Origin of the sequence: Tychonema sp. LEGE 06208, from assembly GCF_015207505.1 — a bacterium.
Classification (GTDB): domain Bacteria; phylum Cyanobacteriota; class Cyanobacteriia; order Cyanobacteriales; family Microcoleaceae; genus Microcoleus.
The window spans coordinates 1-13386 of sequence record NZ_JADEWT010000153.1 but is presented as its reverse complement, the minus strand read 5'-3'; the positions used below and the strand labels follow the sequence as shown (position 1 = coordinate 13386).

Here is a 13386-nt window from a genome sequence, read left to right as displayed (position 1 = left end):
CCCCTCTCCCAATCTCCCCCTCTCTCCCTCTCCCAATCTCCCCCTCTCCCCATCAATCACCACAGACAATTGGGATGCACAACAGCTTAGCAGATTCATGCTTTAATTTAAACATAACCAACCGCTACTTTTACTTTTTCCCAGTCGCGACTCTAGCCTTTAATCGCTCTGTCTAAGGTTAGTTGTTTCTTATTTTAAGCCATATTACCCTCTAAATATACATCCAACAGTCACGACAAAGCATTTGAGATCGCCCCTAGGGATATCGCACCACCAACCTATTTTATAAGGAGAACAACTAAAAGTGAAGATAGGAGCCAATTACCTCGGCAACAACCAATGTGAATTTACAGTTTGGGCCCCCACAATCAAACAAATATCCCTCCAAATCATTTCCCCAAACAAACGCCAAATCCCCATGCAGCAATCCGCAGAAGGTTACTGGCAAACCACAGCTACAGACATCCAACCAGGAACCCTTTACACTTACAAACTCGAAGAAAAAACCGACCTACCAGACCCAGCCTCAAAATATCAACCCCAAGGAGTCCACGCCCCATCCCAAGTCATAGATGAAAACTCCTTTACTTGGACAGACAAAAATTGGCAAGGCGTGCCAATAGCCGAAATGATTATCTACGAACTGCACGTAGGCACATTCACCCAAGCCGGAACCTTCGCAGCAATAATTCCCCAACTCAAACAACTTCAAGAACTCGGAATCAACGCCATCGAAATCATGCCAGTCGCCCAATTCCCCGGCGACAGAAACTGGGGATACGACGGCGTATATCCCTACGCCGTCCAAAACTCCTACGGCGGGCCAGAAGAATTCAAAAAACTCATCAACGCCTGCCACGAACACGGCATATCAGTAATTCTCGATGTCGTTTACAACCACCTAGGCCCCGAAGGAAACTACCTCCATGAATTTGGCCCCTACTTCACATCAAAATACCGACCAATTTGGGGAGAAGCCCTCAACTTCGACGACGCTTACAGTGATGGAGTCCGCAACTACTTTGTTGAAAACGCCCTCTACTGGTTTCGAGACTATCACATTGACGCTTTGAGGCTAGACGCAATTCAAGCAATATTTGAAGTGGGTGCCAGACCGTTTTTGCAACAACTATCCGATGCCACAGCGGATTTTTCCGAAGAGGTAGGAAGGAAAATTTATTTAAGCGCAGAAAGTGACTTAAACGATGTCCGCACTACACGCCCCAAAGAACTAGGTGGCATGGGATTAGATGCCCAGTGGTGCGACGATTTCCACCACGCACTCCACGCCTTGCTCACGGGAGAAAATGACCGATATTACCAAGACTTCGGTAAGTGCGAACATTTAGAAAAATCCTTCAAAGAAAGCTTTGTTTACTCAGGCCAGTACGCTCCCCACAGAAAGCGCAAACACGGCAATTCTGTCAAAGATGAACCGGGGGAAAAATTTGTAGTATTTGCCCAAACCCACGACCAAATCGGCAACCGTATTTTGGGAGACAGACTCTCCCAAACAGTTAACTTTGAAGCACTGAAACTCGCAGCAGGTACGGTTTTTATTTCTCCCTACATTCCCTTCTTATTTATGGGAGAAGAATACGCAGAAACAGCGCCGTTTTTGTACTTTGTTTCTCACTCAGACCCTGACTTAATTGAAGCTATTCGCAAAGACAAACAACAAGAATTTAAGATTTTTGAAGGTCGAGGCGAGTTTCAAGACCCCCAGAGTCCTGAAAGCTTCCAAAAGTGCAAATTAAACTGGGAAAAACAAACAGAAGGAAAGCACAAAATCCTCTGGGAATGGCACCAACACTTGATTCAACTGCGGCGGACAATACCGGCACTTAAAAAACTCGACAAAAACAATCTAGAAGTGTCCAGCATTGAAGCCGATAAAATATTGTTTCTACGTCGCTGGACAGATGACAGCGATATCTACTGCATTTTAAACTTCAACAAGCAAGAGGTCGCTTTTACTGCTGCACTTCCCGCAGGCAAAGGTGACAAAATTTTAGACTCTACTGATGTAAAATGGATGGGTTCGGGTTCTAGCTTGCCTGACAAGATCGAATCTGAGCAAGAATTGATTGTTAAACCGCAGAGTTTCGCACTCTACGAATTAGTGAAATAGTAGGTTGGTTTGGGCGATCGCTCATTGGTGTCAAAAACCAAATCAAACTTAGTATCAGTTTACTATTTGATGTCTTAGTTTTCGCGATCGCCCCGTAATTAAGGCAGGCACGCACCATCCACCGCCCCTACTTGTCATTATCCACATTTTTGATTTTTCGTTTACCCACTAGCCAGCCTTCGGTTAAAACAAACTAAAAAAAAACCAGAAACTGGGTTAGTTTTAACCGACTTACACGCATTAGTCAAGGAATTAATTCCCTGGCGGGCCCGCAGCGGATTGAGGATTTCACCAGATATGGGTAATGACAAACAGTTGTTAGGCGATTGTCGAGCCGAATGCGCTACCGCTCAACCCAACCTACTATTTCTAATTTTAAACAAAAAACCCGACAAACTAATTAAATAGGACTCAAATTAACATAATGAGAATTCCCACAGCAACTTATCGGATTCAATTTCATGGAGGTTTTAAATTTGAAGCCGCCAAACAAATTGTGAGTTATTTGGAAGAATTAGGCATTACCGACCTTTACGCATCACCGATATTTAAAGCCAGAAAAGGCAGCACTCACGGCTACGATGTCGTTGACTCAAATCTGCTCAATCCCGAATTGGGAAACTCAGAAGATTTTGAATCGCTTACCTACGAAATCAAGCAGCGAAAAATGGGATGGCTGCAAGATATTGTCCCGAACCACATGGCCTACGACACTCAAAACTTGTTGCTGTCAGACGTATTAGAAAACGGGCCAGATTCCGACTATTTCGATTACTTTGATATTGAATGGAATCACGCTTACGAAAATCTCAGGGGTCGAGTTTTGGCTCCGCTGCTGGGCAATTTTTATGGAGAGTGTCTGGAAAATGGCGAGATTCAACTTCAATACAGGGAAAAAGGGCTTACTATCAATTACTACGATTTGAAACTGCCCGTCAAAATTGACTCTTACGGTAAGTTTATTACTCATAATCTGGGACATTTAGGCAGGGAATTAGGCAGGCGACATCCAGATTTCATTAAACTTTTAGGAATTATTTACCTAATCAAAAATACATCTTCAGAAGTTAAAGGTAAGGCCCGATACGATCAGATAGCTTTTGTCAAAGGATTGCTGTGGGAACTCTACAATCAAAATCCCGTCGTGCATGAATTTATCGATGAAAACATCAATGTTTTTAATGGAGAAAAGGGTAATGCTGAAAGCTTTAATTTGCTGGACGATTTGCTTTCCGATCAGTTTTACCGCCTATCTTTCTGGAAAGTGGGAGCTGAAGAAATTAACTACCGCAGGTTTTTTACAGTCAACGAACTGATGTCGGTAAAAGTTGAAGAAATTAAAGTTTTCCACAAAAACCATGCTCTGATATTCGACATGGTTGAAGAGGGAAAGTTTACCGGATTAAGAATCGACCACATCGACGGACTCTACGATCCAACCGAATATTTGAAACGGCTGCGGGAAAGAGTCGGAGATACTTACACTACTGTCGAAAAAATTCTGGAACACGAAGAAGATTTGCCGCCATATTGGCCGATCGAGGGGACGAGCGGCTACGATTTCTTGAATTATGTAAACGGCGTTTTTTGTCGGTGCGATCGCGAAGAGCAATTTAGCGAAATCTATCACAGATTTACTCGACTGACCGTTCCCTACGAACAGTTGTTTTTAGAGAAAAAAGGACTCATAGTTGAGAAAAATCTGGCAGGAGATGTTGACAATCTGGCTCAACTTTTGAAAAATATTTCCGGTCACTCCAGACAGGGAAATGACTTTACTCGTTCCGGTTTGGAAAAAGCACTGTCAGCAGTTTTAACAGTTTTTCCGGTGTACCGAACTTACATAAATCAAGAGGGTTTGCGAGAGTCCGATCGCACTTACGTAAAATATGCGATCGCCCATGCGAAAGAACTGGTACCGCGACTCCTCAAAGAACTTAAATTTATCGAAACGCTGCTGTTGCTGGAAGAAGAAGAAACTCTCACAGTCGAACAAAAAGAGGAGCGACGCCACTTTGTCATGAAACTCCAGCAATTGACAGGCCCTTTGATGGCGAAAGGAGTTGAAGACACGCTTTTATACGTCTACTACCGGCTTTTATCGCTCAACGAAGTAGGAGGAAACCCCAGTCAATTCGGTGTTTCGCTGGCAGATTTTCACGAATTCAACAAACAGCAGCAAATAGCTTGGCCGCACAAAATGAATGCTACAGCTACCCACGATACCAAACGGGGCGAAGATGTGCGAGCCAGAATTAATGTTTTGTCAGAAATTCCCGAAGAATGGGAACAGCAAGTCAGGTCGTGGAGAGAGCTAAATTCTTCTAAAAAAATCAACTTTGTGAATCGAATGGTTCCCGATACTAACGACGAATACTTCTTGTACCAAACTATTCTCGGCAGTTTTCCCTTTGAAGGAATTGCCAACACCGATTATGTCGATCGCCTCAAAGATTATGCAATCAAAGCCGTCCGCGAAGCTAAAGTTTATACGGCTTGGCTGAGAGCCGACAACGACTACGAAACTGGTTTTATGACATTTATCGAGAGCGTTCTCGGAAATTCAGAAAACAATCAATTTTTGAAGAATTTTCTGCCTTTCTGGAAAAAAGTAGCTGATTACGGAATTTTCAATTCTTTATCTCAAACGCTGCTAAAAATCACCGCCCCTGGGGTTCCCGACATTTATCAAGGAACGGAATTCTGGGATTTAAGCCACGTCGATCCGGACAACCGCCGTCCGGTTGATTTTGACCGCAGAATTCAAGTTTTGCAGGAAATTAAACAGCAAGCTAAGACAGATATTTTGCAATTGGTAGAAGATTTGATGGCGACGCGGGAAGATGCTAGAATCAAGCTGTTTTTGACGGCAAGATTGCTAGAAGCGAGAAAAGAATACTTGGAAGTGTTTAAGTCAGGCGACTATCAATCATTGGAAGTAGTTGGCACGTTTAAGGATAATGCGATCGCCTTTGCGCGAAGCTTTGGAGATACTACAGTTATTGTCGTTGCTCCTCGGTTTTTGACGGGAGTTGTCAAACCGGCAGAAATGCCGATCGGCAAACAAGTCTGGAAAGATACTAATCTGGTATTGTCCGAGCAAATGCCGTCGGTTTGGAAGGATGCGATTACCAACCAGCCAGTAGAAAGTAACGGTACGCTGGCAATTGGTGATGCTCTTGGTTATTTTCCCGCCGCTTTGCTGATTAGTCAGTAGTTAGTAGTCAGTGGTCAGTAGTCAGTGGTCAGTAGTCAGTGGTCAGTAGTCAGTGGTCAGTAGTCAGTGGTCAGTAGTCAGTGGTCAGTAGTCATTTTGCCCGATCGCGACTTGTCCGCTGGCGAAGCCGAAGCAAGTCGAAGGTTAGTCAGTAGTCATATCGTGTGCGATCGATTGATAACGATCAAATTGTTTCGTAGTACGGACTAAAGTCCGTACTACGAACCGTTTTTGTTAGGGCAATCGACTGGACGTGGTAGCATATCAAATGCGGTAGCATGGGAATTATATAGTGCGAGTTTCTCTGCTCGCGAAGTCGATCGCTCTTCGGGGAAGCTCGCACTATCAATGATTAAAATATATAATTTCGATGCTATCGGAAACGATATCAGTAAGCGAAGACGAACTGGTTTTTTGTAGTGGCAAAATGATACATGACAGGGATATTAATGCGGCGGCGAGCAATATCAGAGATGAAGGTTTACAACTTTTGGCAGGAGGGCATCTCGCTACCGCTTCTGGAGAAAAAGTCAGACCAAGTAAAGGCACTGTTTTTGCCAGGTGTTTTTCTTTTAAGGAAGAATGCCCGTGCGTGATAGCTGGGGAGTTGTAAAATACATAAGACGGCAAATACAACACAACATATACGGTTTGCCACAATGCCACTAGCGATCGCACGCCGTACATTAGGAAGAGTAAACAAAAGCAGTCAGCAACTGTAGCGGTGCAAGCCTCACGGATGCAACCGTCCCTCAACAGGTTCGGTAAATACCCCTTCATCGCAAGGTCTACCGCCCGCAGTATAGAGATCAGCACCCTATCGAAGACTGTATTAAAGCAGGACTCACTACCCGTAAACCGCGAGGTAATATCGCAGTCCTGAATAACCAGACTATCGCAAAGATAGAAAACCAAAATTTTGTAGAGATTGGAGCCGGAACACCCCTATGGGAAAAGTAGTTGGAATTGACTTAGGTACCACAAACTCCTGCGTCGCAGTTATGGAAGGCGGCAAACCCACCGTCATAGCCAACGCCGAAGGGGGTCGTACCACACCTTCGGTAGTAGCATACGCTAAAAACGGCGACCAGCTTGTCGGACAAATCGCCAAGCGCCAAGCCGTGATGAACCCCGAAAACACCTTTTACTCAGTAAAACGGTTTATCGGACGCAGAAATGAGGAAGTAGCCAACGAAACCACCGAAGTTTCGTACCAAGTGCTCAACGTCGGCGGTAACGTCAAACTCGACTGTCCCGCCCGCGGCAAACAATTTGCTCCCGAAGAAATTTCCGCGCAAGTTTTGCGGAAACTCGTAGAAGACGCCAGCAAATACCTCGGCGAAACTGTTACCCAAGCGGTAATTACAGTGCCCGCCTACTTCAACGATTCCCAGCGCCAAGCTACTAAAGACGCTGGCAAAATTGCCGGGATAGAAGTTCTGCGGATTATTAACGAACCTACAGCCGCAGCTTTAGCTTACGGATTAGATAAAAAAAGCAACGAAACCATCCTGGTATTTGACTTGGGCGGCGGTACTTTCGACGTATCGATTCTCGAAGTCGGCGATGGCGTATTTGAAGTGCTCGCAACGAGTGGAGACACTCACCTCGGCGGTGACGACTTCGACAAAAAAATCGTCGATTTCATTGCTAATGACTTCCAAAAAGCCGAAGGAATTGACCTCCGCAAAGACAAGCAAGCACTGCAACGGCTGACGGAAGCTGCAGAAAAAGCCAAGATTGAACTGTCGAGTGTTACTCAAGCAGAAATCAACTTGCCGTTTATTACTGCGACTCAAGACGGGCCAAAACACTTGGACACGACTTTGACGCGGGCCAAGTTTGAAGAACTCTGTTCCGATTTGATCGATCGCTCTCGCATTCCCGTAGAAAACGCAATCCGCGACGCGAAATTAGACAAATCTGCAATTAATGAAGTTGTCTTGGTCGGCGGTTCTACGCGGATTCCTGCGGTGCAAGAACTGGTCAAAAAAATCCTCGGCAAAGACCCCAACCAAACAGTAAACCCGGACGAAGTGGTTTCTGTAGGTGCAGCAATTCAAGCCGGCGTGCTCTCCGGTGAAGTCAAAGACATCTTGTTGCTTGACGTTACCCCGCTGTCTCTGGGTGTCGAAACCTTGGGCGGCGTGATGACCAAAATTATTCCTCGCAACACCACAATTCCTACTAAGAAGTCGGAAACTTTCTCGACTGCTGTAGATGGCCAAACAAACGTGGAAATTCACGTTTTGCAAGGCGAACGCGAAATGTCGGTTGACAACAAAGGTTTGGGAACTTTCCGCTTAGATGGAGTTCCGCCGGCTCCCCGTGGCGTACCGCAAATTGAAGTTACTTTCGATATCGACGCTAACGGTATTTTGAATGTAGCTGCCAAGGATAAAGGTACTGGCAAGGAACAATCGATTAGCATTACCGGTGCTTCTACATTGCCCAGCAATGAAGTCGAGAAGATGGTGAAGGAAGCCGAAGCAAATGCGACTGCTGATAAGGAACGTCGCGAAAAGATCGATCGCAAAAACCAAGGCGACTCTTTAGCCTATCAAATTGAGAAACAGTTGGCAGAATTGGGCGATAAAGTCCCAGATGCTGACAAGACTAAAGTTGAAGGGTTGATTAAAGACTTGCGGGAGGCGATCGCCAAAGAAGACGACACAGCCATCAACACACTGACAACCGAGTTGCAGCAAGCGTTCTACGCTGTCAGCAGCAACCTGTACCAGCAAGCTGACGGTTCCACTGGCGGCCCGACTGGCGGCCCGACTGGCGGCCCGACTGACGGCGGTGACGACGTGATTGATGCCGACTTCACTGAAGGCAACAAATAGACATTTCCCATAATTCCTGTGTAGCAGGCTGGAAGAGTCTGCTATTTACAGGCTGGTGAGGATTCGTCTAATGCAGAACAAGTGCGATCGGACTTTCCCGATTAAACTGAGAACAGACAGCTAAAAGCCAGAAACCCGGTTTTGAAGAAAAACCGGGTTTTTTGGGTGATGAATTACCCACAAATCCGGTTTTCCCACAAAAACCGGGTTTCTGAGGCTGAGACGATCCTGACATCTTGCACCATTTTCAATCAGCCCTAGGGGCCGGTTAGCTAAGGGAATTAAACCTGCAGATAGCTGAAATAAACCCGCCCCACCCCAGCAGATAACCCTTGATTGACATTGCTGCAAGATATCAGATGTTCCCGACAATAAACTTCAGACTGGTTGAATAAATATCATAAACTAGCTATCAGATCGCAACCAGGAGTAAATTAAATGTCTCGTCCTCCCCTACAAAACTCTGCCGCAAATAGCCCAAATAAATCCCAGACTGCATCCTTGCGACGACTCCGCCAAATCAGCCACTTACTAGATAATGCAATTCCCATTCCCGGCACCCGTTACCGCATCGGACTCGATCCGATATTGGGACTGATACCGGGCGGTGGCGATTTAGTTGGTTCGATTTTTGCAGGCTATATTGTCTTCAAATCCGCTCAAATGGGAGTGCCGCAAGAAACTTTAATAAAAATGGCAGCTAACATTGTATTTGATACAGTTGCCGGTACAGTACCTGTGGCTGGAGACTTGCTTGATGTTGCTTGGAAAGCTAATGTCAAAAATATAGAATTGCTGGACGCTCATTTAGGTTCCCCAGAACCCAGTAAAAAAGCCGATTGGTTATTTGTGGCGGCTTTACTGTTAGGTTTGATGTTAATTATGGGAGGCATGATTTTCTTGAGTGTCATGCTTTTTGGGTGGCTATTTCAAGTATTTACTGGACGGTAATATAGCCTTTCAAGCGAAAGATGAGATACTGTCGGGAATAGGGCATAGGGCATAGGGCATAGGCCTCCGTGGGCATAGGGCATAGGGCATACCTCACTTTTTTGAGAAAGGCTATATGAGATTTTAGGGTAAGAATGATGAATGGGCGATCGCCACCAACAATTTACTATAACAATCCTAAATCAATTTAAATAACTGGCTCCCAACAATAGCCTGGAAACCCTGTGCCCAAAAAGGTTAGTAGTAAGGTTCGCAGTGCGGAATGCGAGTCCGCACTACGAACCTTAATCTGGTTAATTGAACGGAAAGGATATTATTTGTTTCATATCAATTCCGGTTGCACTCATACATGATGTCAACAGTCAACAGTCAACAGTCAACAGTCAACAGTTAACAGTCAACAGTCAATTTACTATTCCGATGAAGAGAGGATTTGAGATCGTATCCCGATCTAGCAACGCCGATCGGTCATATTTATCAATTTCCTCTCAAAGTCATTTTGTCAAGGTCTAAGTCCTAGATTAATCTGTGGAGAAAATCTCAAATCTCAAATTTCAAAGGGATTGACAAATTCCCATAAGCGTGCATTCCCAAACTAATCGCGGCTGTACGTAGTTTAGCAAATATTGTCGCGCTTTTTCCAAGGGTTCTAAGGGCGATCGACCAATTCCCCCGGTCAAAAACTGCTGCCAATAACAATGCTGTAAATAATCGATCAACCACAACTGAGATTCAGTATCCAAAGTTTTATCAATTTCCTTGGCTAATTCCAAAGCACACCGCAGATTTTGAGGCAACTGTTTCACCTTTTGCAGGAAATCATCGGGGATTGACTGCAGTTGCTGCCAAATAGCAATTGCCTCGCCAGGGCTTCCCTGAGCCATCCCCATTACCTCGGGATGGGATAAAATCTCCGCGAATCCGGCTTGCTGCAAAACTTGTGCCATTGCTTCGGAATTGAGCCGCGAAAACTGGATTTTTTGACAGCGAGAAATCAAAGTTGGCAGCAAAACGTCCACAGTGGGAGCAATTAAAATTAAGGCTGCTTTTCCCGGTTCTTCCAAGGTTTTTAACAAGCCGTTAGCCGCTCCCTCGCCCATTGTTTCTGCTTGCTGCAAAACTACAACTGAACGCCCAGCTTCTAGAGGCGGTCTGCTCAAAAACTCACTGATTTCTCGAATTTGTTCTAAGCGGATTTGGGGCGGTGCTTTCCGCTTTAAACCTGCTTCTTCTGCTTCCTTTACCGAAAGCCGTTTGCCTTGGTTCATGTAAGTTGGTTCTACCCAGAGCAAGTCTGGATGGTTTCGCTGCCGCACGCGATTTTGCAGGGAGCTGATCGATTGTTTTTCGGGAAGATTGACTGAGAATAAAAGCTCGATGAAACACTGAACGGCTAAACTTTTGCCGATGCCGTTAGAACCTACAAATAAATAACCGGGAGCAATTCGGTTGCGATCGACTGCTTGGGTTAGTAATTCTACGGCTCCATTTTGTCCGATTAATGATGAGAAATAATCCATGTGATAGTTGACAGTTGATAGTTGATAGTTGACAGCACCCTGATATCAATTCCGTTACGGAATTATTCATTTCTCTCTAATCTCTCTGTGTTCTCTGTGTTCTAGTAAGGTTAAATCATTCCGATGTTAACCGATTTGATATAAGTTGCGAGATAATAAGGAGGCTCTTCCTCGCCTATCTGCATTACCAGGCAGAGCGAAAGTAACGAGCAATCGCTTAAGTTATTAAATTTTCATTCCTTACTTTTCGGAATAGGGGTTATTTGAATATCCCCAATCTTCTAGCCTGCGAGTTACAATGGCTTGGATTTCCTGGGCGACTTCATCTTCAGACCGATCGCCATTTATGCGAACAATGCGAGATTTATGTTCCTCCGCTAACTCCCCAAAACCTTGCTGCACGAGGCGGTGAAAGTTCAAGTCAGCTTGCTCCATCCGATCGCGCTCTCCCCGAGCCCTTACCCTCGCCAAACCCGCCTCCACATCAATATCCAGCCACAAAGTCAGATCGCTTTGCAAGCCGCCCGTGGCAATTTCATTCAACTGCTTAATTAAATTTAACTTAAGACCCCGGCCGTAGCCCTGATAAGCAATCGTAGAGTCAGTAAAGCGATCGCACAAGACAATCGTTCCCTTGGATAACTCTGGTTTCAGAAAAGTTTCGACGTGCTGAGCGCGATCGGCCGCATACATCAGTAATTCTGCCATCTCCGATACCAATTCTCCCGAATCTTGTTTGAGCAACAAATGTCGCAGTTGCTTTCCGAGCTCAGTCCCCCCCGGTTCGCGAGTAGCCACCAACCCGACTTTCAAATAGCAACTTGATTGCAGCCAATGTATCAACCGCTGCATTTGAGTAGTTTTACCCGCACCTTCGCCGCCCTCAAACACAATAAATTTACCCTTCATGAGTCTAACTTTCCATCTAAATAAAATAAATCCATATTGTTCTGTCGATCTCTTCTAGGTTCGGTATGATAAGAAAGTCTAAATGCCTCACGGCTGGAGTTTTCTATGGCTCGCTATACTGGTTTTTTTATCGTTGCCGTTCCGATCGACCGTCTCCGTCAGTCTCTGATTGAAATTTTAGAGTCATGCAATCTTGATATTATCTACAATACAGGAGATTCCCTCATGGCTCGCGAAATTCCGGGTCAAGTTTCGATTCCGAAACTTGTCACAGCAGAAGTCCTAATCGAAAAAAACACGGCCAGCGACTCAGAGGTTCGCATGAACTTCGTGATTAAAAACGAGGAACTACCACTGCAAACCAATAACCACTGCCGTCAAATGTTCGAGCTAGTCAGTCATTCAATTATGAAAAACAATAATTGGCGGCTCTTGGAAAGTATGGCACTGTAGCCATCAGTCATTAGTCATGAGTCATCAGTCATCAGTCATCAGTCATTAGTTTGTGGCTAATGACCAATGACTGATGACTTTTATCTGCCAGCCCTACATTTAAGCTCGAAATCCCCGGCGCAGCAACAAAGAATTTGTCACAACGCTAACAGAACTAAAGGCCATAAATGCACCGGCCGCCGCAGGAGTGAGTAGAATTCCGGTTGCAGGTAGCAAGATACCGGCTGCAACTGGAATTCCCAGAGTATTGTAAACAAAAGCCCAGAATAAATTTTGGCGAATCTTATTAAAAGTAGCGCGACCGAGGTCGATCGACTCAACAACATCCATCAAAGCATTTCGCATCAGCACAATTTGAGCCGTCTCCACAGCCACATCAGTGCCGCAGTGCAAACCGATACCGACATCAGCTTGAGCCAAAGCAGGCGCATCATTGATGCCATCCCCCACCACAGCCACTTTACAGCCTTGAGCTTGCAAACTGGCGATCGCCCTCGCCTTCCCATCCGGCCGCACTTGGGCCAAAACATCAGCCGCCGCCAAACCTAGCTGCTGCTGCGCCACCGCCGCCGCCTCCTCCGTATCCCCCGTCAGCATCATCACCCGCAATCCCATCTCCCGCAAACGTTCCACCGCCGCCTTCGCATCCGGCCTCAGAGTATCTTTTAGCCCGATTACCCCCAGCAAAACGCCCCCAGAAGCAACGAAAACCGCCGTTTTGCCTTGGCAAGACTCCAAAAGTTCTGCAGCCACAGCCACGCCCTGCTCCCTCATCCACGCGGCATTCCCCGCGAACACCCGCCGCCCCTCAACCAAAGCAGAAACCCCTAATCCCGGTTCCGTGTAGAAATCCTCAGCAGCCAGCAGCGGCAAACCTTGCTGTTGCGCTTCCAGCAAAATCGCTGCGGCGATGGGATGACAAGCGCCCCTTTCCACCGCTGCGGCAATTTGCAGTAGTTTTGAGTCAATTGTGGCAATTGTGGAAGCAACATCTTGGCTGTTTCCCACATTAATATCCGAGTTCAAATCCCAATCCGAATTCTGGAAAATCGGCAAATAATCAGTGAGTGTAAGATTGCCGGTTGTGAGAGTGCCCGTCTTGTCAAAAACCACCGTATCTAATTGATGCACTCGTTCTAAAACATCGCCACCGCGAATTAAAAGTCCGCGCTCCGCGCCGATACCAGAACCGACTAAAATTGCAGTTGGGGTAGCAAGTCCCAAGGCGCAAGGACAAGCGACAACTAAAACTGCGATCGCCAATTTCAAACTTAACAACACAGAAGATTGATAATGGATAATAGGCAATTGGTAATTGGTAATTGGTAATTGGTTTACCATGCCCCATGCCCCATGCCC

Annotated in this window: 9 protein-coding genes; 6 read left to right on the top strand and 3 right to left on the bottom strand. The window is 45.8% G+C overall.

Annotation, left to right across the window (positions count from 1 at the left end; translation table 11 throughout):
• Positions 1-304: 304 nt before the first annotated feature.
• The 5 genes from treZ (at position 305) to IQ263_RS25870 (ending at position 9145) form a co-directional block, all read left to right on the top strand.
• Positions 305-2131, top strand: coding sequence for a malto-oligosyltrehalose trehalohydrolase (gene treZ / locus IQ263_RS25890; protein WP_194070963.1), 1827 nt, complete (start codon positions 305-307; stop codon positions 2129-2131).
• Between the two features lie 424 nt (positions 2132-2555).
• On the top strand, positions 2556-5348 hold the full coding sequence (treY, locus tag IQ263_RS25885; protein ID WP_194070962.1) for a malto-oligosyltrehalose synthase: 2793 nt from the start codon (positions 2556-2558) through the stop codon (positions 5346-5348).
• A gap of 370 nt (positions 5349-5718) precedes the next feature.
• A complete protein-coding gene (locus IQ263_RS25880; protein ID WP_228050370.1) occupies positions 5719-5961 on the top strand; it encodes a hypothetical protein in 243 nt (80 codons plus the stop codon).
• Between the two features lie 334 nt (positions 5962-6295).
• A complete protein-coding gene (gene dnaK / locus IQ263_RS25875; protein ID WP_194070961.1) occupies positions 6296-8194 on the top strand; it encodes a molecular chaperone DnaK in 1899 nt (632 codons plus the stop codon).
• 438 nt (positions 8195-8632) lie between these two features.
• Positions 8633-9145, top strand: coding sequence for a DUF4112 domain-containing protein (locus IQ263_RS25870; RefSeq protein ID WP_194070960.1), 513 nt, complete (start codon positions 8633-8635; stop codon positions 9143-9145).
• 554 nt (positions 9146-9699) lie between these two features.
• On the opposite strand, the gene IQ263_RS25865 is transcribed toward IQ263_RS25870, so the two are convergent.
• A complete protein-coding gene (locus tag IQ263_RS25865; RefSeq protein ID WP_194070959.1) occupies positions 9700-10665 on the bottom strand; it encodes a DNA polymerase III subunit delta' in 966 nt (321 codons plus the stop codon).
• A 240-nt stretch (positions 10666-10905) separates the two neighbouring features.
• Positions 10906-11574 (bottom strand): dTMP kinase, encoded by a 669-nt coding sequence (gene tmk / locus IQ263_RS25860; protein ID WP_194070958.1) that lies wholly within the window; start codon positions 11572-11574, stop codon positions 10906-10908.
• 105 nt (positions 11575-11679) lie between these two features.
• On the opposite strand from tmk, the gene IQ263_RS25855 reads away from it, so the two are divergent.
• Positions 11680-12027 (top strand): hypothetical protein, encoded by a 348-nt coding sequence (locus tag IQ263_RS25855; protein WP_194012637.1) that lies wholly within the window; start codon positions 11680-11682, stop codon positions 12025-12027.
• A 99-nt stretch (positions 12028-12126) separates the two neighbouring features.
• On the opposite strand, the gene IQ263_RS25850 is transcribed toward IQ263_RS25855, so the two are convergent.
• Positions 12127-13386, bottom strand: a 1260-nt coding sequence (locus tag IQ263_RS25850) for a heavy metal translocating P-type ATPase (protein ID WP_194070957.1), incomplete at its 5' end; no start/stop codon positions are given.